Genomic DNA, 24,337 nt, shown 5'->3' with positions numbered 1-24,337 from the left:
GGCGGTTCGGTGAAAAAACATATCAGTATTATTCGCTTGGATCCGGAATTGGAAACCGGGCTTATTGCCCACTTACAACACGCCCATCCCGACTCCCCCGCAGCCCGTACGCTGGCCGCGGATCTGCAGGAATTACTGCGGGGCACCTTACAATCCGTAGTCCTGGACGGCACGCCCGCCGGCGCTGCCGACGCTTCCGGTCCGCCCCCGCCCGCCTTACGGCTGGGCGCCTTAACCATCTCCGCCACGTCCCATACGGTCACCCTGCAGGATCGCCCCGTCAATTTAACGCCCAAAGAATTTGATATTTTATATTTTTTAGCCCGCAATCGCGGTCAAGTATTTACGAAAGAAGAAATTTATACTGCCGTTTGGGGTCATGCGTATGTATATGATGACAGCAATATTATGGCTTTTATTCGCAAATTACGAAAAAAAATAGAAGTCCAGCCGGACAGTCCCCAATACATTCTGACGGTCTGGGGAATCGGCTACAAATTTAATGACCGTTTCTGACCGATAACAAGAAAAACGCAAGGATTTAACCATGTTAAGTCGTTGCGTTTTTTTTTATACTACTAACCGGAGAAAATAAAAAGGAGATGAGGATCATGAAAAAAATTTTTTCTACCCGTACGACCGCCCCGAAGGCGGTATATGCGGCTAAATCCGCCCTTGATTTTGCCGCCATACATCCCGTATCGGACACGCTGCAACGCTATGAAACAACCCCCGAAGGCTTACCGGAAACCTTCGTTGCCGCCCATCGGCTCAAATACGGATCCAACAAAATCGAACACGGAAAAAGTAAAACACAGTGGGAATTATTGCGAAATGCCTTTATTAATCCGTTTACCGTTATTTTAATCTGTTTAGCGTTAATTTCCGCAGTTACGGACATTATTTTTCCTATGTTTTCCTTGTTCGGCAATACGCCGGCCGATACCAATCCCGTTACGGTACTGATTATTGTCATTATGGTAGTGATTTCCGGCATCTTGCGCTATGTACAGGAATCCCGCAGCGACAATGCGGTCGGCAAACTTCTGGACATGATCAGCGCCACCTGTACCGTCCTGCGGCCGCAGCAACCGCGCCGGGAAATTCCCATGGATACGGTCGTAGTAGGGGACATCCTGCATTTATCCACCGGCGATATGGTACCCGCCGATTGTCGCATTGTAACCGGCAAAGATTTTTTCGTCAGTGAGGCCGCCCTGACCGGCGAAAGCGATACGGTCGAAAAAGTTGCCGCCGTCAATCCCTTTCAAGAACGCATGACGGCGTACACCAATATAGCCTTTATGGGCAGCAATGTCGTATCCGGCCAGGCTACGGCCCTGGTCATCGGCACCGGTTCCCGCACCTTGTTCGGCGCCTTGGCCGCCAATCTTACGCAGGCCCCGGTAGAAACGAACTTTACGAAAGGCGTCAACGGCGTTACCCGCGTATTAATTCGTTTTATGCTGCTCATGACGCCCGTCGTCTTTGTCCTGAACGGGCTTACCAAAGGGGATTGGTTGCAGTCCTTATTATTCGGCATTTCCATTGCCGTCGGTCTGACCCCGGAAATGCTCCCCATGATCGTCACGGCCGCCCTGGCGAAAGGGGCGCTGTCCATGAGTAAAGAAAAAACGATTGTCAAAAATTTGAACGCCATTCAAAATCTAGGCGCCATTGATATTCTCTGCACCGATAAAACCGGCACCTTAACCCAAAATAAAGTGGCTCTGGAATATCATCTCAATGTCTCCGGTCGGGAAGATCCGCGCGTCCTGCACTATGCCTATTTAAACAGTTATTTTCAAACCGGCTATAAAAATCTTATGGATATTGCCATTATAGAAAAAGCCGCCGAAGAAATCGACGCGTCGACCCTGCAGGAACGTACGACGCACTATGAAAAAGTGGATGAAATTCCCTTCGATTTTAAAAGACGACGCCTGTCGGTAGTCGTGCGGGACCGTCACGGGCGGCGACAAATGATCACCAAAGGCGCCGTCGATGAAATGACCGCCATTTGTACGACCGTGGAAACGCCGCAGGGAATCCGTCCCTTATCCGACAAAGAAATTGCCGCCATTACCGCCGTAACGGCCGACCTAAATAAAAAAGGCTTTCGTGTATTGGCCCTGGCGAAAAAATCCGATCCCCCGCAAGCCGGTATTTGTACGGCCGAAGATGAACGGGAAATGACCCTCCTCGGCTATTTGGCCTTTTTGGATCCGCCCAAAGAATCGGCCGCCCGGGCCGTCGCCGCGTTACAAGACTACGGAATTGAAACCAAAATTTTAACCGGCGACAACGAATATGTTTCCCGTACGGTTTGCCGGCAAGTCGGCTTGGATTGCACAAGCCTCTTATGCGGCGACGAAATCGCCGCCATGACGGACGACGACCTGGCCGCGGCCGCCGCCCGCACGCAAGTCTTCGCCCGCCTGACGCCGGATCAAAAAGTGCGCGTTCTGACGGCCCTGCGGACGGCCGGCCATACAGTCGGCTTTCTCGGCGACGGCATTAATGATGCGGGCGCCATGAAAGCCGCCGATGTGGGCATTTCCGTCGATACGGCGGTGGATATTGCCAAAGAATCGGCACATATTATTTTATTGGAAAAAGACCTGACCGTCTTGGTAAAAGGCATTATTGCCGGCCGAAAAACCTATGCCAACATGATAAAATACATAAAAATCACGGCCTCTTCCAATTTCGGCAACATGTTTTCCGTCTTAGTCTCCGCCGCCTTACTGCCCTTTCTGCCCATGATGAGTCTGCATTTGCTCTTATTAAACCTCATTTACGACTTATCTTGTACCGCCCTGCCCTGGGACAATGTGGATGCGGAATACCTGCGCCGGCCGCGTCCGTGGGACGCCTCTTCCGTCAGTCGGTTCATGCTTTGGCTGGGACCTACGAGCTCGATTTTCGACATTACCACGTATTTAGTAATGTACTTCATTATTTGCCCGCTCTGCACCTCCCACGGCATTCTCTATAACGAATTGCCGCAGCATTTTTCCGGAGCCGCTTTAGCGGCGCATCAAGCCGCCTATGCCGGCATGTTTCAAGCCGGTTGGTTTATAGAATCCATGTGGACCCAAACCTTGGTCATCCATATGCTGCGCACTGCCAAACTGCCCTTTATCCACAGTCATGCCTCGTTCCGCCTGTCCTTTTTAACGGCCTGCGGCATCCTCGGGCTGACCCTCATTCCCTATACGCATATGGGGCAAGCTATCGGCTTTTTACCGTTGCCGGCAGGCTTCTTCGCCTACTTACTTCCGTGTGTCGCACTCTATATGGGCCTCACGACGAGCATCAAAAAAATATATCTGCATCGTTACGGGCAGTTATTATAACCGCTGTAGAACCTGTTGCGCCTGCCGTCCGAAACGGCAGGCGCAAAAAGTTTCGGAGTGCCGCCGTCCCGCCGGCGGAAAAAACATAAATAAATATGATTCTCTTCTAGGTTATTCCGTCGGTTTGCGGTATAATAGGTTCGTCATATAAAAGAAAACGTACACACAAAGAAAGGATTAATGCCATGTCTATTCAAAATCGTTCTACTTTTTTATCTCGACTTTTTCCTGCGGGCAGCAAAAAACGCACCCTCGCTACCCTTATTCTACTTTATATCATACTATATGCTATACTCTATCGTTGGCAATATAGTGTATCGCTAGGATTAGGTGCAGATAATATCCAAAATGTAATACTAGGATTAATACCGGCCGTATTGGCGGTAGTACTCCCGCTAGGACTATATTGGCACAATATATCAATCACTTCCATTTTGCCTCCCGCTATAGTTGCCCTAGGTTGGATAATCACAGGACCTTATTTAAATTACACCACCCTATTAACCCATAACGTTATTTATATTAATAACATTTATGATATCTATGTGGGCCTTTACTTATTTGCTATTCTTTTTTGTATTAATATGGCTCTCATTCGATATATTCCGCGCTTTCTCAGTGCACTAATTGTAACCATATTACAATTAGCCTCATTTTTTATCATTATCATTCAATGGGTATATTATTTATTATACAATTCTTGTATTACCATTACAGGTGCTCTTTTAATTAACCAAACAGGGCCTCGTGAAACAAAAGAATATTTTGGTTCTTTAGGTATGTACAGAATATCCGGCATTATTCTTGTATTATTAATTCTCATCATCGGTTCTTATATACTAAATTATCGTCAAAAAAAAGCAGCCATTACACCTCTATACACTCCATTTATTCCATTAATTTCATTATTTATTATTTTTCCATCAATTGGTGCTTTAGCCGGCGAAATTTTACCAACAGCATTTCCTATCAAAACATTTATAGATTCTAAAGAATATCTACAACATGCCAAATTATACGCTACTACGCATGACAATCGCTATGCAAAATTAAATGCTATACAATTGCATCCCCGTAAAGATCCTAATACGATTATTTTAGTTATTGGCGAATCTGAAACACGTACGTATATGCATGTTTACAACCCTTCTCAGCCACCTAATACACCCTGGCTATCAGCAATGAAACAAGATCCTCATTTTACCTTCTTTACCAATGCGTATGCATGCGTATGGTATACAGTTCCAGTTTTAGAACACGCCTTAACCGAAGCCAATTTTTATAATCACAAAGAATTTAATCAGTCCATATCAATTATTGATATGGCACGAAAAGCAGGCTATAAAACCTACTGGTTCAGTAATCAAGGCTCTGTCGGCGTATCTGACACCCCGATTTCCTTAGTAGCCCATACAGCAGATGTTCATGAATGGGTTGATCGTGATGCTAAATATTCCACCTTAGATGAATCCTTACTAAAGTTTTTGAAAAAGGTAAATCCCAAAGATCGTAACTTTGTCGTTTTACATTTAATGGGAAGCCATGTTGAATATCGCAATCGCTATCCTGCTAAATTCCAAAAATTTAATGATGGCCAAATCAATCGCGTTGCCGACTTTCATAATACAATTTTATATAACGACTGGTTTTTACACGAAGTATATAAGTATGGCAAGGATCATTTAAACTTAGATGCTATGCTTTATTTTTCCGATCACGGTAGTGATCCTACGCGGTTACGTCAACCAGATATTGCACCTTTTACAGTACTCCGGATACCAATGTTCTGCTATTTATCCGATAATTACTTACAACGAAATACCGAAATAGCACAAACCTTAAAGAATCATCAAAACAAGTATTTTACAAACGACTTAGCCTATGAATTGGTTTGCGGCATTTTAAATATGAAATCACCTCATTATGATCCCTCTATGAGTCTTGCTTCACCTTTATGGAAAATGGAAAGAAAAGATTTAGTAACACGCTTCGGAAAAAGTAGCTTATTAGAAGATAAAGAATACTAACGTAATAAAAAAGACCAAACATAATTGTTTGGTCTTTTTTATTACCCTTAAAAGAATGCTAAAAATGGGGAGATAATCAATAAAACACCAGCAATAACAATCAATATTAACGATACACCGCGGAACCGCTCTAAATGTTTTACTTTATACACTAAGTACGCGGGTATCAAACATGCAATAAAACCAAAAATAGGACCGAGTAACGTCAACAATTTTAAAATGGGAACATCTAAAACTATCGCTCCCCAGGCTATTATAATAGCAAATAATAGTATGCCTTTTTTTACAATAACCTTATTAATTTTTTCTTCTGGCATAATTCGGCGCAATATATTCAAAGCAATTCCTTGACATGCTTCTCTAAAGCCCATAAAAACGCTGAAAAAGGCTGTCACTACTGCAAAAATATTTAAGATAAGGCTAAAAATTTTAACGGCACTACCATCAAATCCGCGGGCAACAATAGCCAAAGCTGAAATATTTTGAGAATATGCCAAAACAGCTTGATCGTGTCCCATCGCTAAATTAAAGGAAATAGCATAAGAGAAAACCGTAACAAACAAGACGCCAAAAGAAATCTTCATAGCTCGCATCGCTTTATACTGTGCGACATGAATAGATTGATTATGTGAACGATAAGAAATAACCATCGGACTTAAGCTAGGAACAAATAAAATTGATGTCAATGTAATCGGTAACATCGCAATCATATTCTTTACTAAATAGCCCGTTTCCGGAAATGTCCCAATATTCATAAGATTCCAGTGTTTTACCATAATCAGGCCTAAACATACAACAACAAGCAATTTAGTTAATACCATAAAACTTGCCATTTTAAACAACAATTTTTCTCCTTGAGCTGCCAAAAATACCATCACGCATATAATTGCCAATCCATACAATGGATTTGCCGAAAGCACTGTCTTCGTGACCCCAAAGGAATATAAAAACGAAGCACTATCATTAGTTAACGCCGTTGAGTACATAAAGACACAAATCAAAATACTAAGGAAATATAAAATACCTAAGAAAAATCCCCAGTTTTTACCTAAATATCCACTAATAACACTGGGATAATCTTCACACTTAGGCGATGAAGCTAACGTATTAATAAATAAACGTTGAAGTAAATAAATCGCAGGATAAGCAATAATTGCAGAAAACAAATATACCCAAACACCCACTAATCCCACTTGTACTGGTAAAAAGACAATTCCCGCACCAATTGCCATACCAATACTCATGATAATCCAACCCCAGTCCGTACTATCAAAACGGACTGCATCTTTCCACTCACTTTCGGTCATTCCCGCTCGTTGAGCTAATGCTGCCACTGAATTCATAATTTCTTCCTCCTAACTAATTCATTATAAATTTAAGTATCTTTTTTATTATGTATATTTTTTTTCTATATATATACATAAAATAAATAACTTCATTTTCCATATGCATAGTTGCAAACACTTCGTCATACATCTATAATAAAGTAAAATCAACAATATTTAATAACATAACGGCTTACTTGTAGTATACCACGCACAAAAAAAGATGTAAAAATTTATATTTTCTCTCCGTTTTATATAGTTTTAAACTATATAAAAATACTTTTACGCTTTATTTTTTTAATTATATTTTTAAGTAATTTTGACTATTACTTTTCTTTTAGTCATTTTTTATATATTTTTTTTATACATAAAAAAACACTTCTTTTTGTCCCTATCCGCATATTATTTTTTATTTTTTTCTCAGCTTATATTTTTTAATAAAAAGAATAATTTTTTTATCTACTATTTTTATCTTTTTTTATCATCCTCGTTTCTATCGTTTCTATTTTTTTTCATTATTCATGCTAAACAGTCATTCTTACCTTTCCCTAGTCCATAGTCTAACTATATAAGGAGTCTGTATTATGACCTTACAACAATTAAAATATCTATCTGAGTTATTATATCATCCTTCAATTTCCTCAGCAGCACAAGCTTTATCTATTTCTCAACCCAGTCTTAGTGCTGCTATTAAAGATTTAGAAAAAGAATTTCAAATAAAATTAATAACCCGCACACACAATGGAATTTCTTTTACAACAGAAGGAAGAGAATTTTTATATTTTGCACAAACCATATTACGTCAAGCAACAAACTTACAGCATCATTTTCATGGCCCTGTTGATTATCCCTTACCTTACGAAGTATCCCTTGCTTATCAGTATCACCCTTTATTTTTAACCGCTATTACAGATGTTTTACTTACCGCTAATAGCCACCCGTTGTATACCCTTAATATACTGCAAAAACCACCTTCGGAAATTATCCGTGCTGTTACTTTAGAAAAATTACAAGTTGGTTTACTGTATTTACCCTCGCCAATTTTACAAAAGCGTCGTGAACATTGGATTAAACAAGGCTTACATATTTTTATATTAGGTGAATTATCCCCTTATGTATATCTAAAGCCTTACCACCCTTTATCTATTTATCCCTGCTTAACCATTGGTCAATTGCGTACTTTTTCACAAGTTTCCTTTGCTACTTCACCTGATGATACTCTTACCAATGCCTTAAAAACATATCTTTTTAGTGATAGCAAAAAAAATATATCTGTCACGGATGCCGCTATGCTCTGGCGAATTATCAAAAATACCACCGCTTTTACCATTGGACCTGGTACATTATATTCTAACATCGCCGAAAATTCCCTCCAATCTATAAAATTGACTGATCCAAATTTTCATTTTACCTTATTTGCTGTCACTCATGCCTCATATCCAGCAACACTTGAAATTTCTACACTTTTTCATACGTTGAAAAAAAGAATTACCATAAAATACGCCTATGATAGCCGAGATTCCTCTTCAGAAAAATAAAACAAACGGGTGAAAGTATCTACTTTTACCCGTTTGTTTTATCCTACCATATCACTTAATTAATTTGAAAAATTCGTTTTCCATTTTCTAACGTAATTCGTGCTACCTCGCTAGTCTCCATATTTCTCAACCGTGCAATCTCGGCAGCTACATATTGTACATATCGGGGTTCATTCCGTTTGCCTCTATATGGTGGTGGTGTTAAATAGGGACTATCTGTTTCAATCAATATTCGTTCTAACGGTAATTCCGCCGCCAACCGCTTTACTTTTTTAGAATTAGGGAAAACAGTCGTTCCTGTAAAGCCAAAATAAAATCCCATTTTCATCAATTCCTGAGCCATTTCCAAACTGCCCGAATAACAATGAAATACACCACGAATGCCCTTACCATAAGTATGCAAAATATCCATCATATCCCCATGTGCTTCACGATCATGAATATCTATAGGAATATCTAATTCCACCGCCATCTTAACCTGTTCAATAAATACCTTCTTTTGAATTTCCCGTGAAGGTTCAGGCCAGTGATAATCTAGCCCGACTTCCCCTAACGCCACTACTTTGGGCTCATGAGTTATCCAATATCGAATCTGTGCAAATGCTTCATCCGTAATTTCCGCCGCTTCTTCTGGATGAATTCCTACCGCTGCATAAACGCCTTCATACCGACGTGCTAATTCAACTGCTGCTGCCGACGTAGGAATATCGGTACCAGGAAACATCATATATTGTACACCTGATTGAAAAGCACGTTGAATAACGGCATCTCGATCTTCATTATAAGCCTCGTCATGTACATGACAATGTGTATCAAACAACATCTTATCGCACCCGACTTCCTGGCATCATACCATCTACAAATACGACTTGTAATTTTTCATCTCCATCAGAAGCTGCTAAAAGCATTCCTTTTGATTCTTCTCCGCATAGGGTAACTGGTTTCAAATTAGTAACGACAACAACCTGCCGCCCGATTAACTCTTCCGGGGTATAATACAAAGCAATACCACTAACAATCTGCCGTTCTTCTGTACCTAAATCAACTTGTAATTTCAATAATTTCTTAGCTTTTTTTACTTTTTCACATGCCAAAATTTTTCCCACGCGCAAATCAACAACACCAAAATCATCAATTCCAATTTCTGGCTTAATAGCCTCTTTAGCAGCCGTACAAATGTCTTTCGTTGCAGATGCTATAGGTGCCATGTCGACAATCTCTTCTTGTAAATCATACCGTGGGAATAATGCATCACCCTTACAAATCATTGTATTAGCTGGATATCCACCCCATACCGCATCCGCTAATAAGGTCTTTTCAAAATGTTTTAGTCCTAGCTGTTCCCACATACGTTGTGCCGCTTTTGGCATAATCGGACTGATTAAAATAGCAATAATTCTAAGCGCTTCGCTCAAATCATATAATACTGTATCTAAACGATTTCGTTGACTCTCATCTTTAGCTAATACCCAAGGCATGGTTTCGTCAATATATTTATTCGTACGACGAATAAATGTCCATACAGATTGAATTGCATCATTAAGTTTCATCGTATTCATTTCTTGTTCAAATGCCTTTACGGCCTGCACAGCATACAATTTCAAATTCTCATCTACAGGCAATTTTTCTTTTGCCTCCCTTACAATGCCGGCATTATACTTTTCCACCATAGCTAATGTACGTTGCAATAAATTACCTAAATCATTCGCCAAATCAGAATTAATCCGCTTAATAAACGACGCTAAGGAAAAATTCCCATCATTCCCTAAACTAATTTCTCGTAATAAATAATATCGCAACGCATCCGCCCCATAGTGCTCAATCAACGGAATCGGATCTACTACATTACCTAAAGACTTACTCATTTTTGTTCCATCAACAATAAGCCAACCATGTCCAAATACCTTTTTAGGTATAGGGATATCACAACTCATCAAAATAATCGGCCAAATAATCGTATGGAAACGAACAATTTCTTTTCCTACTAAATGTAAATCGGCCGGCCAAAATTTTTCAAAAAGCGCTTGATCTGAGTCATAGCCAATCGCTGTCAAATAATTAGCCAATGCATCAAACCAAACATATACTACATGTTTAGGATCCCAGGGCACGGGAATCCCCCAATCAAAAGAAGTCCGAGATACACACAAATCTTCTAAGCCACTTTTGACAAACGCAATCATTTCATTACGCCGAGCTTCTGGTTGTATAAAGTCAGGATTTTCTTCAATAAAACGCAGCCATGCATCAGCATATTTGTTCATTTTCAAAAAATAGGCTTCTTCTTTAACCAATTCTAAATCTCGTCCACAATCAGGGCAAATATACTTTCTCTCAGGAAGTTTATTTTCAGGCCAGAACGTTTCACATGGTGTACAGTACCAACCAGCATATTCCCCCTTATAAATATCTCCTTTTTTATAAGAAATTTCCATTAATTTTTGAACCACTTTTTCATGTCGTGCTTCACTAGTTCTAATAAAATCATCATACGAAACATTTAACTTTTTCCATAATTCTTGAAACAACAAAACAATCTGATCTACATACTCAATAGGAGCGATTCCTTTTTCTTCTGCCGCCCGTTGAATTTTCTGACCATGTTCATCCGAACCCGTTAAAAAAAATACATCTTCCCCACATAACCGATGGAATCGTGCTAATGCATCCGCTATTGTTGTACAGTAAGTATGTCCTATATGTAATTTTGCACTAGGATAATAAATTGGGGTGGTAATATAATACTTTTTTTTATCACTCATTGTAGAAGCCTCCTAAATTAACTTTTATGATAATCAGCCATTTGTATTGTAGCTTGATATACATCCCGCTTTGGTACGCCCAGTTGTATTGCAACCATACGTATCGCCGCTTTCTTTTTTATTCCCTGTTCTGTTAATTTCTGTACTTTTTCTATATAGTCCTCTTTTGTCCAATGTACATCGCATGTTTCCTGCATGCCTTCTATCAATATGACAAATTCACCTTTATAAGTATCTTCCGAAAATAACTCCAACACATTGTCTAAGGTGCCCCGTAAATATTCTTCATACCGTTTAGTTAATTCTCGACAAATAACCACTGCTCGACTTCCAAGAATTTTTTGCATCTCTTGTAAAACCGTCCGTAAGCGATGCGGTGCTTCATAAAAAATTAACGTACCCTTTATTTCCTGCAAAGATCTTAATACTGGTATGCGATGTTTTTTTGTCTTAGGTAAAAAACCAATAAAAGTAAATCTCGTTGTATCCATACCTGAAGCAATTAATCCAGTTAATCCCGCATTGGCCCCAGGCAATGGAACCACTCTTATGCTATGTTGTAAGGCAAGCCGAACCAAGTCACTCCCTGGATCACAAATCGCTGGCATACCCGCATCACTAACCAAAGCAATCATCTCCCCCGCCTGCAACCGTTCGATTAACTTTGGTCCCTTTGTCAACTTATTATGCTCATAATAACTAGTAAGTGGTGTTTCTATTTGGTATGCTTCCAATAATTGTTTCGTATGTCGCGTATCTTCAGCGGCAATTACATCAGCTGACTGCAAGCAGCGTACAGTCCGATAAGTAATATCTTCCAAATTGCCTATCGGCGTTGGGCAAAGATATAATGTCCCTTTTTGAAAAACTTCTGCCATCTACATTTCTCCCTGTCCTTGATAATAGGATAAAATTTCATCGCAATACGATCCATCATCACGATGTACCACTAAAGGTGGTAGTATTTCTAATCCAGGATTACCACCCCGACTACCTTCCATTAAAAAAATTTTACTTGCTTTATCTAACCGTGAATGAACAAATTGCAATCGTTTCGGTTCTATACCATATCTACGTAAAAGGGCTAAAATATCCGTTAATCGCTCCGTAATATGAACCATACGAAAATATCCTCCATACTTCAAAGCAAATGATGCGGCTTTAATAACTTCTTCTAACGTAACTGTTTCTTCATGACAAGCACGCCGAATCCCAGCTTGCTGGCTATACGCCCCCCGACTTTTTTCACGATAAGGCGGATTAGCGTAAACCATAGCAAAAGATCCGCTAGCATACCATGCTTGTAACTTTCTATAATCCCCTTTTTGAATATGAATATCTGACTCTTTCTGATTAAGTAAAACATTTCGTTGTGCAATATCTGCCATAATAGGATTATATTCTATCGCTTCAATAGATGTCGCTCCTCGAGCTGCTAAAATAAGTGGAATAACTGCGGTCCCTGTCCCTAAATCTAAAATAGGTCCCCGCGGTCTACTACCAAAATGAGCTAATAAAATCGTATCCAACGAAAAACAAAATTGATCAGACCGCTGAATAATTTTCATGCCTTCCAACAACAAAGAGTCTATTCTTTCTCCTTGTTTAACTTTCATGTTCAATTTCAGCCACATCCGTCCAGTTTACCTTAATCGTTTGCCCTGATTCTAATTGTACCCGCACGGTATGTTCTTTTCCCTGTATGCGTAAAACAGTCCCCACCCCTTCATCGGTCATAACTTTTTTTCCAATAGCTGGTGGTGCTTGGTGCATACAAATTTTAGAACAATTTTGACAAGTTAATTCACCAGATGTATATGATTGATTTTCATATCGCAAACAACACATCAATCTACCGCAACTACCGGAAATTTTAGTTGGGTTCAAAAACATTCCTTGTGTTTTCGCCATCCGAATAGACACTGGTTTAAATTCTCCTAAAAAAGTAGCACAACATAAAGGTCTACCACAACACCCAATACCACCAATCAGCTTTGCTTCATCTCGTAATCCAATCTGACGTAATTCAATGCGCGTGCGAAAAACAGCTGCCAAATCACGCACGAGTTCGCGAAAATCAATTCGCCCCTCTGCCGAAAAGAAAAAGATTATTTTCCCCATATCAAAAGTATAATCCACCTCAATAAGTTTCATCGGCAATTTATGTTTAGCAATTTTTTCTAAACATACCGTAAAGGCCTTTTTTTCCCGTTCTTTGTTTTTTTCTACTTGTTTTATATCTTTGGGAAGTGCTCGGCGAATAATCGGTTTTAATGGTTGAACAACCTCTTTCTCGGAAACTTCGCGAGGCGGAATAACTACTTTTCCAAATTCCATTCCTCGTGCTGTTTCGACAATAACGCCATCTTCTATATCTAAGGTCACTTCCTGGGGATCAAAATAATATACTTTTCCCGCAGGTTTAAAGCGTACACCTACTACTATCAACGCAAGTCCTCCTTATTCGTAATACTCTGAATACAAAGATAATCAAAAATGGTTTTTACATTTAAATTTAATCTTAACGCTTTTCTACATTCTTCTACAACTTTCATAAGTCGTGCCAATGAAGAAAGAGTCCAATTCCTTTTAATGTATTGTAATTGTTCTCTGTGACTTGCCGATATATTCACTATATCTCCGGCTTCATAATGTACTATCATCACATCGTGTATCACTTGTACAAGACTTTGTAAAAAAAGTGCCAAATCTTCTTTTCCCCATAACGCAGCAAGCGTTAGACTTTTTGCATAAGGACTCGGATGCGTTCCTAAAATTCTTAAAAATTCCATGGCCTTAGGACGCCAATCCTCCGTAGTTCCTTCTAATAAAGCAAATGCTCTTACTACATTTCCATTTGCCTGTTGAACAACTTGTTGAATTTGTTCTAATGAACGACCTCCAACAGTAGCTAATCCCATTTGTAAGCTCTCTTTATCGACATAATCAAAATGGCAGCTTACACAACGTGAAACAATCGTCGGCAATAATATTTCTGGTTGATTCGTAATAATAATAAAAATAACGCCCATAGGCGGCTCTTCTATTATTTTTAACATGCCATTAGCAAAAGCAGCATTCATTGTTTCGGCATGATCAATAATACACACCTTCATAGCCTTTTCAGCATTACGCAATATCAATTTTTCTCGTACCTGACGAAATTGTTCCACCTTTAATTGAGCTGTAATAGGGGATATAAAATATACGTCTTCCCCCCAAGCCAAATAAGGGTGATCTCCCATCTTCGGCATCCCTTTTTGAAACACTTTCCGTTGTACTAAAACCTCTGCTAAAGCACATGCAAAGGTCGTTTTCCCTACACCCTCCGGTCCAGAAAAGATCAATGCATGCGGCATACGATCAGACGCTAACCACTTTTTTATTTTATTTTTTATCGCTGCATGCCCAATTACATAATCCCAATACTGAAAATCCATCTATAGATTCTTCCTTTGCTAGCGTTCTTAATATTTAATTATAAAAAAAAATAACTATAAAGTCTAGTTCTAGTGACTTATTCACTATAGTTTCTTTATACATTCTCATTTATCATAGAAACAACTTTGTGAAATATTTCTTCATGAATATCTAAACGATTTCGCAATACCCCGTCGACAGCACACTGTATCCGCTGCCACCCATATAATTTTGCCAACATATCATAAGCATCATGACATTGTTTTAAAAACAATTTATTTTTTTCATGAATATCGCCTGTTTCTCCCCCTGTTTTTCCAATTCTTTCCAACATTAGCTTTTCCGTAATGTCCAGTGGCACATCTAATAAGATGACTTCATCTGGTATTGGTAAGTCTAATTTATTAAATTCAAAATCCCATAGCCACTTTAAATAAACCTTACGTTCTTCTATCGAATCTATTTTAATCATTTGATATAACATATTACTTGTCGTATACCGATCTGCCAAAATCGTCATTCCTTGTGCCAAAAAATCACGCCACTTCATTTGATAAGAAGCAAAGCGATCAATAGCATAAAAAGTGGATGCCGCATAAGGATTTATTTCTTCTGGTTTTTTCCCGAAATCGCCATGTAAGTACATCTTAACTAATGTACTAGAAGGACTATCATAATCAGGAAAGCTAACTGCCTGTACAGCATATCCTTCTTGCTGTAACCGCCTTTTTAATAATTGCGTTTGCGTCGCCTTACCGCTACCATCGCCACCTTCAATAATAATGAGTTTTCCTTTCATTCTTTTCCATCCTTTACTACCAAAATCGTTTTAAGTGTATGATCTGAAGCTCCATGAGGTACATATCCTTCATTCATCTTCTTCTGTATATAAGCAATACACAAAGATGTTATTCTTTCTCCGATAGCCACCACAGGAATCCCCGGAGGATAAAACAGAATAGTTTCGCCAGCAATACGCTGATTTGCTTGTGCAAAAGGAATCTGCTCTAATGTCTTATTCCATGCTTCTCCTGGTGTAATCACTACCTCTGGCTGAGGCAAAGGTAGTTCTTTAACCGCTTGCACTTTGTGTACTTTGTGATTAGAGGAAATAATCTGACAAGCTTTAATAAGTGCTTGAATAGATTCCATATCATCACCGATAGTAATCAACACAAGAACATGTGTGCCTGCTACTAGTTCCACTTCAATACCTTGTTTGCGCAATTCTTTTTCCGCCTGAACGCCCATTAGCCCCAAGTCCGCAAAATCAATCACTATTTTTGTTTCATCTACCCCAATAACACCAGTGTATCGTTCAACCTCGCGCCCCCAGACATAAATCCCTGGCAATTTATTCAGTTCTTCTCTTGCATATCTCGCAAGCTCCATCGTCTTTGCTAACAGTACTTTTCCCTCAACAGCTAATTGTTGCCTTGCACTATCTAAAGAGGCAAGAAACCAATAATGCGGACTTGTCGATTGTACTATTTCCATTGCTCTCGCCATACGTTCTACGTAAGGAAAACCCTGCCGACAATGTAGCATCGATGTTTGCGTGAGTGATCCTGCTAATTTATGAGTACTTTGGGCTACGCAATCTGCACCACAAGCAAGTGCTTCGGGTGGTAAATCAGGATGAAACGGCAAATGTGCACCATGTGCTTCATCAACCAACACATATAATCCATTTTCATGTGCATATTGTATGATTGAAGGTAAATCAATCGCAATTCCATCATAAGTTGGATACGTCAACATCAATGCTTTGGCATGTGGATGACTATCCACGGTAGCTTTAATATCCTCAAGCGTCGGTCCTAACGAAACCTGTTCTTTTTCTGCAAATTGACTAGAAACATATACAGGAATAGTTCGACTAAGAAGAATTCCATGAAATACACTTTTATGTGCTTCTCGCGAAAGAATAATTTCATCACCAGCTTGACATACTGCTAACAACATAGCTTCTACACAGGCCGTTGTCCCATTGACAGAAAAAAAAGTATGTCCCGCACCATATAAATCAGCGGCTAAATCCATCGCTTCCCGTAACGCTCCCTTTGGTTGAAACAAATCATCTAAAGCATACATAACACCTAAATCTCGTATTAAAGCCTCCCCAAACAACATCTTCTGATATGCTGATGACTGATGCCCAAGTTTATGTCCTGGTGTATGAAAGGGGACCATATGCAGTTGACAATATGCTTCTAAGGCCTCAACAAAAGGAGCCCGTTGTTGATTTACCACATCCATATCATGCACCTCCTAATATACTATTGTACCATACTACAAAAAAATAATCCCTCGCATATCTCCGAGGGATTATTTTTATTATTTCTTATTACTTTTACGCCAAATTTTCATACTTTCTGCTGCCGCTATTAAAGATTCTCTAAAATCAGGATGAGCCAAGCTAATCAAGCGTTCTGCACGTTCCCATGTTGAAGCCCCCATAAGGTTCGTCATACCATATTCCGTTGCTATCCAATGCACTTGTGAACGAGGATCGGTAACAATCGTACCATCACGAAACGTAGGCAAAATCCGCGAATGAACTTGGTTCGTCTTTTTGTCATAAAAAGTGGAGCGTAATGTAATAATACTCATGCCGCCGGGTGAACGATAAGCACCATCCGTAAAATCAAGCTGTCCTCCACTCCCACTAATATGTTGAAAACCCGTTGATTCTGACGATACTTGACCAAAAAGATCAATGTCAATACAACTATTAATAGAGATAAACCGCGATATCTGACCTACAACAAAGGGGTCATTAATAAAATCAACAGGAAAAGCCGATAGAGAAGGATTATCATCTATCCATTCATACAATTCGGAAGATCCGCAAGCAAAAGACCAAGCTGTCTTATCGGTATTAATTTCCTTATACTTATTCGTTAATCTCCCTGTTTGATGCATCTTATAAAAAGAATCAACTAACATTTCCGTATGCACACTCAAATCCTTTAAATCTGATTCAGCGATCATCACACCAATCGTATTAGGTAAGCTACCTATTCCTAATTGCAACGTTGCATAGTCTGGAACTTTTTCCACTACCATTTTAGCAATCTTTAAATCGATATCATCACCTAGCACAAAAGGCAACGTCGGCATTTCTCGTCTCGGCCCTTCAACAACCACATCGACATCGGAAATATGAATGACTTCACCCCGACCGCCGCGTACTTTAGGCACCGCTTCATTCACTTCCACAATCACTCGTTTGGCTTTCTTCGTTATTGCTTCTGTTGCTGAAACAGTTAATCCAAAATTAAAATACCCATGTTCATCCATAGGACCAACCATAATCATTGCAACATCTACATCTAGAATATCTCTATACATAGATGGCTCATTGCGATAGCTCATGGGTAAAAAAAACATACTTCCACGGGCACATTGTTTCCGATCATAACTCCCCATATGCCAATTCATAGCAGTAAACGTTTCTCTTGTTGGATCACATTCCACCACTTTTCGCGGTGCTAAAGACAGTGCCATGCGAACCTTGACATCGTGTAACTCTTCTTTTCGTGCTGCTAACGCCTCATCCAATAAAACAGGTTGCGACGTCGCCATCCCATAATCAACCCAATCACCTGAACACACCAATTTTACTGCTTCTGTAGCAGACTTACATTTTTGTCTATACATATCGCTCCATGTAGACATTTGCATTCATTCCTTTCCTATATAGTACGTTCATTATTGCACAATATCATTATAAGTTTTACTTCCCTCACTTTTCAAGAACATATAGTTGTTTTTCATTTGCTATTTTTGCATAGCTTTTCTTTTTATCTTTTTTTATTTATTTTTATTTAACATTTTAATAAAAAAACAAGACAGATTATATTCCATCTGTCCTGTTTACGAATAGTCCCATTATACGTACAATAAAAGATAATCTATTACTAGGAGGTTTTACTATGTCTACCAAACGTGTTCTTGCTATTCATGATCTTTGTTCTTTTGGTCGCTGTTCATTAACTGCCGCTATCCCCATTATTTCTGCTATGGGTTTTCAAGTTTGCCCTTTACCCACAGCCTTATTTAGTAATAATTTAACCTACCCATCTTTTATTTCTACAGATTGCACAAAAACCATGCCGCAATTCATTAATAAATGGGAAGAGTTAAACTACACTTATAGTGCTATTTATAGTGGCTTTCTCGGCGATATCTCACAAATCAACTTAGTCGAACATGCAATTGACCGCTTAGGTGCTAATACGGAATGGATTATTGTCGATCCTGCCATGGGTGATAATGGTAAATTATACCCCATCTTTACGCCAGAAATTGTTCCAGCGATGCGTAAACTCATTCAAAAAGCAACCCTCATTACACCAAACTATACAGAAGCCACCTTATTATCAGATATACCTTATAAGCAAACAGAAATCCCTACTTCAAAAAAAATAAAAGAGATTTGCCAAAAATTATCTTCTCTCGGTCCAAAAAAAGTAATCATCACTAGTATCCCCGATACGGAAAAACATATAAAAATTGTCTGCTATGACCATGATACGATGCTTTATGATGAATACACGGTCAAAAGAATTCCTTTTTCCACCTGTGGAACAGGCGATATATTTACCAGCATAATTACGGGTTCTTTATTAAGCGGAATGAACCTCTTTACAGCTATAAAAACAGCTGCTGATTTCTTAAGTGAAGTTATCACATATACATACGAAGCAAAAACGGATTATCGTGAAGGCATTCAATTAGAACCCCATTTGCATAAATTATGGAATATGAAATAATCCTATAAAAATACACTAAAGGGTGACTGTTTTTATCCTCTTAATAGAAACAGTCACCCTTTATCATTTAAAAATCCAAACTTTTCTAGACATATAATTCCAAACGGTAACAATGGCACTCGCTAATACTTTCGCATAAAAAGGGGTTATCCCTAGCCATATAGGAGAAGTAAAAAACCACATGAGTAATAAATTCCAACCTAACCCAATGGTACTAACTAAAAAAATCAAAGAAATTTCCGTTGTTCTTGCGTGACGACTCCCCTGTTCAAAAACAAATATATTTCCTAACCAATAATGATATAATGTTGCTAACCCAAACGCTACTGCCGTAGCTACCAATACACGCGGCGTCTGAAGTAAAAAAATATTACCTACAGTAAATGAATAAAACAACACATAAAACAAAATCCATTCAACGATAGCTGCTGTTCCGCCAATACATAAATACAATATAACTTTCATCCATTCTTTATCCGTATATATAAAGCCAAACAGCTTTTTTTCTTTCATGACTCCCAACCTTTCTTATCTATCTCTTCATCCATTATATCTCACGAAATAATACCTGTCATCCTTCTCTAATTAAGAATAAGTATGTCAATTCTGATATATTTTTCACAAATTAATATCTAAATATGGTCATCATTTCAAAAGTATGCTACACTATACTTACTTTGCAATACGAATTATTTTCACAATGTTTAAGAGAAAGGAGATCCCTACTATGCCTCATAAAAACTGTATTAATTTTGCACTCACCATTGCTCAACACGAAGTGTTTCTTGTCTTTTCAAATGCATTAAGCCGTTTCGGCATTACACCAGGACAATATGGGGTTTTAACCTGTCTTTGGGATAAAGAAACCAGTATCACTCCAAAAGAAATTGCCCAAACCTTGCATGTAGAAAACTCCACCATCTCTGGTGTCCTTGATCGTATGCAAAAACAAGGGTTAGTTACACGCATTCTAAATCCTAATAATCGTCGAAGCATCCGCGTAGAAGCAACTGAAAAGGGATGGCAACTAAAAGATCCATTATTACACGAAATAGATAGTCTAAACCAACGCCTCTTAAGTAATTTAACGCCAGCAGAGCGGCAAGAACTATTTAGACTATTAGGACGTATTCAAGGTGTTTCCTTGTCTTCTTAATCACAAAAACTAAATACATATAATATAAACCGCCTACATCACTCCAAACGTGACATAGACGGTTATTTTTATCTTAAGTTAGCTAAAATGCATGCATCCAAACGATTCATCCGAACATCTTCAACTATCTTCATAAATGTCTGCAAATGAATAGGATTTTCTTTAAACGCAAACAAATGTGTTTTACAAGCACAATCAGTACAGCCAAAGCCGCGTATATGCCAGTCACAAATCCGCACTACCTGAGACGCTAAAATATGTTCCACATCGGCACTAGTCCGAATAGGAATAACCGCCCGTACCGTTGCCACCTGCCTAAGATAATCAATATGCCAATGTAACCTTTTTAGATTTCTCTTATGTCGTGCAATGCGAGCAGCCAAATTTTTCTTAGCTGAACCGACATATACATAATACCCAGGACAAACGTGTACGATCCCCTTTTTCCCGACCTCTATATCCCGTTCTTGCTCCACTTCTAACACTAGCATATATGCTCCCGCATCCTTGTTTTCCTGTTGTAATATTGCCGAAGGATATAGCAATCTTTCCCTGGGCCTAGGCATTTGAAACGATTCATCCCACTGCACTGAAACAGCTTGCCAATCCAATTTATGCTCAACTTTTGAAAAAACAGTAGCAAATTCAGGATCTGTATGATAATCAGGTAAAAACCACTTCGCCCTATCCCAATGAACTAAAAATAAAAGGCCTGTCCGGATTCCCTTATCATGCATCGCCGCTAATGCCAGCAAATGTTTTTTTCCTCGTTCCGTCACAGCATCAGGAAACATAGCCCCATTTTTGCTAAATAAGGTGCAAGACTTAACCTCTACATAAAAACGCTCATCTCCTCGCCCCAACAGCAAATCAAACCGACTATGCCCTACGGTCACTTCTCTTCGAATCAGCTTCCATGACCGCCATTCAGGTATTTGCTTATGCTGAATAAAATAAGCCGCTACGTCATTCGTATATTGAGTATCTAATAAAACCGGAATCCCTTCCCGCTCTACGCCAACTAGATCATAAGGGGTCTTGCGCGTTGCATTCATACATTGCCGAACGTAAACAGGAACTTGTGAAAACAATAACTCCCACATTCGTCCTGGATTCGGCAAATGACATATCGTGGAAATGCCATCAATTTCCACTTCACACACAAAACGATTCATGCGACGTATAAAGGTACCTTTTTTTAATAACGAAGTATTCCATTCCATATATTTACTCCTAAAAAAAAATCTACCGTACTTCGGAGGAATGTACGGCAGAAATAGGGAAATAAAACTGAAAAGATAGACAAAATAGGAAAAGACTTATTATGCTATATCAACATAGTATTTCTTCTTCTATTCAAATAAATCATACTATATCTTATTATTTTTGTCAAATATAAGTGATAAATTCCTTATCATATTTTTTCTTTTCTGTTAGATAAAAATAGAAATGCCAACATTACGCTTGTCATTTCTATTTTTATCTACAACTATCTAGTTATTCTCCTTCGACAGTAATCGTATCTAATGCAGCAACTTTATCATTTTCTTCTAGTTTTTGAATCTTTACACCGGATGTGTTTCTACCTTTTTTTACACCTATACTTTCAATATCTGTCCGAATAACGATACCATTTGTCGTAATAAGCATTAATTCTTGTTCTTCTCTAACCACTTCTACACCGACAATCGCTCCAGTTTTTTGCGTGATTTTAAAGTTTTTAACGCCTTTGCCACCTCGCCGTTGAATATTATATGCATCCATATTATTTCGCTTGCCAAACCCTTCCTCGCTGACAGTAAGTACTTGGCATTCTAGTGCCAGTACATCCGCTCCGATAACCAAATCATCTGGAGCTAGAGAAATACCACGAACGCCTCGCGTATTACGCCCAGTCGGTCGTACATCATTTTCATTGAAGCAAATCGCCATCCCCTGTTTTGTTGCCAAAATAATCCGCTGATCTCCTTTAGTTAAGCGAACTTTTGCCAAATGATCTCCTTCTACTAGAGAAATCGCAATTAAACCATTACGACGAACATTCTTGAACTCAATCAGCGGCGTTTTCTTTACTAATCCCTGTTCTGTTGCCATGAACAAATGCATGGAAAGATCCGCCTGATCTAAGTCAATTAAGGCATTAACTTTTTCTCCTTCATCAAGAGGTAAAATATTAATAGCTGCAATTCCCTTAGAATTTCGATTATTCGCTTCAGGAATTTCATATGCTTTTAATCTGTATACTCTCCCTAAATTAGTGAAAAACAACACCGTATGCAAAGATGACGTATACAATAAATGATTTACCGTATCTTCCTCTTTCGTACCCATACCTCGCACACCGCGACCGCCCTTATTTTGCGTATGATAAACATTCGCATTCATGCGTTTTACATATCCACGCCGCGTTAAGGTTAACACCATCCGTTCATCTGGAATCATATCTTCTACTCCTAATTCCGATGAATCTGCTACGAGTTGAGTACGCCGAATGTCACTAAACCGTTTTTTAGCTTCTAATAATTCTTGTTTTACAATTTCCATCACCTTATGCTCATCTGCTAATACAGCTCGTAAATAAGCAATGCGTTCTTCTAATTCTTTATACTCTTCTTCTATTTTTTCTCGTTCTAACCCAGTTAAACGCCGCAACCGCATATCTAAAATAGCGATAGCCTGTTTTTCACTTAACCCAAAAGACTGCATAAGCGAAGATTTAGCTACATCATCATTAGCAGATTCCCTAATCATACGAATAACTTCATCAATATGATCTAACGCAATTAATAACCCTTCCAATATATGTGCTCGTGCTAAGGCTTTGTTTAATTCAAATTGACTTCTTCTCGTAATAACCTGTTTTTGATGATCTAAATAATAGTTTAACACTTGCTTTAGTGTCAACACACGCGGATGCCCGTCCACTAAAGCCAACATAATCACGCCAAATGTCTCTTGTAATTGCGTATGCTTGTATAATTTATTTAATACAATATCAGGATTAACGTCTGCTCTCAATTCAATGACAATACGCATCCCTTTGCGATCTGATTCATCGCGCAACGCCGTAATACCATCAATCAGTTTATTCCGCGTCAAATCAGCAATGGACTCTATCACCCGTGCTTTATTAACTTGATAAGGGATTTCTGTAACAACAATCCTATTTTTTCCCTTATTCATCGACTCAATCGTCGCACAGGAACGCATTTTAATACTGCCACGCCCCGTTGTATACGCTTTTAAAATCCCTTCTCGACCTAAGATCTTCGCCCCTGTCGGAAAATCTGGACCTTGGATACACTTCATAATGTCTTCTAAGGTAGCTTCAGGATTATCAATTAAGGTAACACAACCATCAACGACTTCTCCCAAATTATGAGGTGGAATATTAGTCGCCATGCCCACAGCAATTCCTGCTGATCCATTAACCAATAAATTAGGAATCTTTGAAGGCAACACAGCCGGTTCTTGTAATGAGCCATCATAATTGGGCATAAAATCAACGGTTTCTTTATCAATATCTTCCAACATTTCACCGGTAATCTTAGCCATACGTACTTCCGTATACCGCATAGCTGCTGCAGAATCGCCATCCACAGAGCCAAAATTACCATGTCCATCAACTAAGGGATATCTAGTAGAAAAATTCTGAGCTAACCGTACGGTTGCATCATATACAGAACTATCTCCATGAGGATGATACTTTCCCAGTACTTCCCCAACAATACGTGCCGATTTCTTATATGGCTTATTCGGAGTCATTCCCGCTTCATGCATAGCATATAAAATACGCCGATGCACAGGTTTTAATCCATCACGCACATCCGGCAAAGCACGTGTAATAATAACGCTCATTGCATAATCAATATATGATGTTTGCATCTCGTCTTCCAAACAAACTGGCAACACTTTTTCCGTATATTGTTCGTCCACAATTTCACCTCGTAAATCCTATAATTATCTTATCAT

The 24,337-nt window shown here is 38.9% G+C and carries 19 protein-coding genes; 6 read left to right on the top strand and 13 right to left on the bottom strand.

From position 1 onward, the window contains the following. Nucleotides 1–9: 9 nt before the first annotated feature. From HMPREF3182_RS02245 to HMPREF3182_RS02235, 3 genes are all read left to right on the top strand, one after another. Complete coding sequence (locus tag HMPREF3182_RS02245; protein WP_007391008.1) at nucleotides 10–516, top strand: winged helix-turn-helix domain-containing protein; 507 nt, start codon at nucleotides 10–12, stop codon at nucleotides 514–516. Between the two features lie 95 nt (nucleotides 517–611). Continuing rightward, nucleotides 612–3,359: a magnesium-translocating P-type ATPase gene (gene mgtA / locus HMPREF3182_RS02240; protein WP_062485281.1), complete on the top strand. Its 2,748-nt coding sequence runs from the start codon at nucleotides 612–614 to the stop codon at nucleotides 3,357–3,359. Between the two features lie 185 nt (nucleotides 3,360–3,544). Beyond that, the gene (locus HMPREF3182_RS02235) at nucleotides 3,545–5,386 is read left to right on the top strand and encodes a phosphoethanolamine transferase family protein (RefSeq protein WP_007392439.1); all 1,842 of its coding nucleotides are present in this window, start codon (nucleotides 3,545–3,547) and stop codon (nucleotides 5,384–5,386) included. A 47-nt stretch (nucleotides 5,387–5,433) separates the two neighbouring features. On the opposite strand, the gene HMPREF3182_RS02230 is transcribed toward HMPREF3182_RS02235, so the two are convergent. Further along, nucleotides 5,434–6,729, bottom strand: a complete 1,296-nt coding sequence (locus HMPREF3182_RS02230) for an SLC5/6 family protein (protein WP_180977871.1) — start codon at nucleotides 6,727–6,729, stop codon at nucleotides 5,434–5,436. Between the two features lie 566 nt (nucleotides 6,730–7,295). Here HMPREF3182_RS02230 and HMPREF3182_RS02225 point away from each other — a divergent pair. Further along, nucleotides 7,296–8,249: a LysR family transcriptional regulator gene (locus tag HMPREF3182_RS02225; protein WP_007392450.1), complete on the top strand. Its 954-nt coding sequence runs from the start codon at nucleotides 7,296–7,298 to the stop codon at nucleotides 8,247–8,249. 55 nt (nucleotides 8,250–8,304) lie between these two features. On the opposite strand, the gene HMPREF3182_RS02220 is transcribed toward HMPREF3182_RS02225, so the two are convergent. From HMPREF3182_RS02220 to HMPREF3182_RS02180, 9 genes are all read right to left on the bottom strand, one after another. Further along, complete coding sequence (locus HMPREF3182_RS02220) at nucleotides 8,305–9,072, bottom strand: TatD family hydrolase (protein ID WP_062485280.1); 768 nt, start codon at nucleotides 9,070–9,072, stop codon at nucleotides 8,305–8,307. Nucleotide 9,073: 1 nt separating this feature from the next. After that, nucleotides 9,074–11,011: a methionine--tRNA ligase gene (metG, locus tag HMPREF3182_RS02215; protein ID WP_062485278.1), complete on the bottom strand. Its 1,938-nt coding sequence runs from the start codon at nucleotides 11,009–11,011 to the stop codon at nucleotides 9,074–9,076. Between the two features lie 17 nt (nucleotides 11,012–11,028). Then, on the bottom strand, nucleotides 11,029–11,889 hold the full coding sequence (rsmI, locus tag HMPREF3182_RS02210; RefSeq protein ID WP_007392448.1) for a 16S rRNA (cytidine(1402)-2'-O)-methyltransferase: 861 nt from the start codon (nucleotides 11,887–11,889) through the stop codon (nucleotides 11,029–11,031). Continuing rightward, entirely contained in the window at nucleotides 11,890–12,627 is a 738-nt protein-coding gene (locus HMPREF3182_RS02205) for a tRNA1(Val) (adenine(37)-N6)-methyltransferase (RefSeq protein ID WP_007392438.1), read from the bottom strand. Beyond that, nucleotides 12,617–13,459: a PSP1 domain-containing protein gene (locus HMPREF3182_RS02200; RefSeq protein WP_007392430.1), complete on the bottom strand. Its 843-nt coding sequence runs from the start codon at nucleotides 13,457–13,459 to the stop codon at nucleotides 12,617–12,619. The genes HMPREF3182_RS02205 and HMPREF3182_RS02200 overlap by 11 nt, the downstream gene beginning before the upstream one ends. After that, nucleotides 13,456–14,451, bottom strand: a complete 996-nt coding sequence (locus HMPREF3182_RS02195) for a DNA polymerase III subunit (RefSeq protein ID WP_007392436.1) — start codon at nucleotides 14,449–14,451, stop codon at nucleotides 13,456–13,458. The genes HMPREF3182_RS02200 and HMPREF3182_RS02195 overlap by 4 nt, the downstream gene beginning before the upstream one ends. 95 nt (nucleotides 14,452–14,546) lie before the next feature. Beyond that, nucleotides 14,547–15,230 carry a dTMP kinase gene (locus HMPREF3182_RS02190; RefSeq protein ID WP_007392429.1) on the bottom strand — a complete coding sequence of 228 codons (684 nt, stop codon included), beginning with the start codon at nucleotides 15,228–15,230 and terminating at the stop codon, nucleotides 14,547–14,549. Further along, nucleotides 15,227–16,690 (bottom strand): aminotransferase class I/II-fold pyridoxal phosphate-dependent enzyme, encoded by a 1,464-nt coding sequence (locus HMPREF3182_RS02185; protein ID WP_062485276.1) that lies wholly within the window; start codon nucleotides 16,688–16,690, stop codon nucleotides 15,227–15,229. Before HMPREF3182_RS02185 ends, HMPREF3182_RS02190 begins: the two co-directional genes overlap by 4 nt. 78 nt (nucleotides 16,691–16,768) lie before the next feature. Then, nucleotides 16,769–18,112 carry an acetyl-CoA hydrolase/transferase family protein gene (locus HMPREF3182_RS02180; RefSeq protein WP_036257437.1) on the bottom strand — a complete coding sequence of 448 codons (1,344 nt, stop codon included), beginning with the start codon at nucleotides 18,110–18,112 and terminating at the stop codon, nucleotides 16,769–16,771. Nucleotides 18,113–18,369: 257 nt separating this feature from the next. On the opposite strand from HMPREF3182_RS02180, the gene HMPREF3182_RS02175 reads away from it, so the two are divergent. Continuing rightward, a complete protein-coding gene (locus HMPREF3182_RS02175) occupies nucleotides 18,370–19,209 on the top strand; it encodes a pyridoxamine kinase (RefSeq protein ID WP_062485274.1) in 840 nt (279 codons plus the stop codon). A 63-nt stretch (nucleotides 19,210–19,272) separates the two neighbouring features. Here the strand turns inward: HMPREF3182_RS02175 and HMPREF3182_RS02170 are convergent, their stop codons facing one another. Next, nucleotides 19,273–19,722, bottom strand: a complete 450-nt coding sequence (locus HMPREF3182_RS02170) for a GtrA family protein (RefSeq protein ID WP_007392432.1) — start codon at nucleotides 19,720–19,722, stop codon at nucleotides 19,273–19,275. Between the two features lie 214 nt (nucleotides 19,723–19,936). Between HMPREF3182_RS02170 and HMPREF3182_RS02165 the strand changes: the two genes are divergently transcribed. After that, on the top strand, nucleotides 19,937–20,365 hold the full coding sequence (locus HMPREF3182_RS02165) for a MarR family winged helix-turn-helix transcriptional regulator (RefSeq protein WP_007392443.1): 429 nt from the start codon (nucleotides 19,937–19,939) through the stop codon (nucleotides 20,363–20,365). A gap of 68 nt (nucleotides 20,366–20,433) precedes the next feature. On the opposite strand, the gene sfsA is transcribed toward HMPREF3182_RS02165, so the two are convergent. Beyond that, the gene (gene sfsA, locus HMPREF3182_RS02160) at nucleotides 20,434–21,588 is read right to left on the bottom strand and encodes a DNA/RNA nuclease SfsA (RefSeq protein ID WP_062485272.1); all 1,155 of its coding nucleotides are present in this window, start codon (nucleotides 21,586–21,588) and stop codon (nucleotides 20,434–20,436) included. 274 nt (nucleotides 21,589–21,862) lie between these two features. Then, nucleotides 21,863–24,301 carry a DNA gyrase subunit A gene (gene gyrA / locus HMPREF3182_RS02155; RefSeq protein WP_062485270.1) on the bottom strand — a complete coding sequence of 813 codons (2,439 nt, stop codon included), beginning with the start codon at nucleotides 24,299–24,301 and terminating at the stop codon, nucleotides 21,863–21,865. Nucleotides 24,302–24,337: the final 36 nt, after the last annotated feature.

This window comes from Megasphaera hutchinsoni, assembly GCF_001553405.1.
Lineage (GTDB): Bacteria > Bacillota > Negativicutes > Veillonellales > Megasphaeraceae > Megasphaera > Megasphaera hutchinsoni.
This window is presented reverse-complemented; position numbering and strand designations above follow the sequence as displayed.

Bases quoted from the DNA above. Each gene is read 5' to 3' on its own strand.
- HMPREF3182_RS02190 (WP_007392429.1), bottom strand. From the start codon at position 15,230: ATGAAAGGAAAACTCATTATTATTGAAGGTGGCGATGGTAGCGGTAAG.
- HMPREF3182_RS02220 (WP_062485280.1), bottom strand. From the start codon at position 9,072: ATGTTGTTTGATACACATTGTCATGTACATGACGAGGCTTATAATGAA.
- HMPREF3182_RS02175 (WP_062485274.1), top strand. From the start codon at position 18,370: ATGTCTACCAAACGTGTTCTTGCTATTCATGATCTTTGTTCTTTTGGT.
- HMPREF3182_RS02230 (WP_180977871.1), bottom strand. From the start codon at position 6,729: ATGAATTCAGTGGCAGCATTAGCTCAACGAGCGGGAATGACCGAAAGT.
- rsmI (WP_007392448.1), bottom strand. From the start codon at position 11,889: ATGGCAGAAGTTTTTCAAAAAGGGACATTATATCTTTGCCCAACGCCG.
- HMPREF3182_RS02185 (WP_062485276.1), bottom strand. From the start codon at position 16,690: ATGGATGTGGTAAATCAACAACGGGCTCCTTTTGTTGAGGCCTTAGAA.
- HMPREF3182_RS02165 (WP_007392443.1), top strand. From the start codon at position 19,937: ATGCCTCATAAAAACTGTATTAATTTTGCACTCACCATTGCTCAACAC.
- HMPREF3182_RS02180 (WP_036257437.1), bottom strand. From the start codon at position 18,112: ATGTCTACATGGAGCGATATGTATAGACAAAAATGTAAGTCTGCTACA.
- sfsA (WP_062485272.1), bottom strand. From the start codon at position 21,588: ATGGAATGGAATACTTCGTTATTAAAAAAAGGTACCTTTATACGTCGC.
- mgtA (WP_062485281.1), top strand. From the start codon at position 612: ATGAAAAAAATTTTTTCTACCCGTACGACCGCCCCGAAGGCGGTATAT.
- metG (WP_062485278.1), bottom strand. From the start codon at position 11,011: ATGAGTGATAAAAAAAAGTATTATATTACCACCCCAATTTATTATCCT.
- HMPREF3182_RS02170 (WP_007392432.1), bottom strand. From the start codon at position 19,722: ATGAAAGAAAAAAAGCTGTTTGGCTTTATATATACGGATAAAGAATGG.
- HMPREF3182_RS02205 (WP_007392438.1), bottom strand. From the start codon at position 12,627: ATGAAAGTTAAACAAGGAGAAAGAATAGACTCTTTGTTGTTGGAAGGC.
- HMPREF3182_RS02225 (WP_007392450.1), top strand. From the start codon at position 7,296: ATGACCTTACAACAATTAAAATATCTATCTGAGTTATTATATCATCCT.
- HMPREF3182_RS02195 (WP_007392436.1), bottom strand. From the start codon at position 14,451: ATGGATTTTCAGTATTGGGATTATGTAATTGGGCATGCAGCGATAAAA.
- HMPREF3182_RS02235 (WP_007392439.1), top strand. From the start codon at position 3,545: ATGTCTATTCAAAATCGTTCTACTTTTTTATCTCGACTTTTTCCTGCG.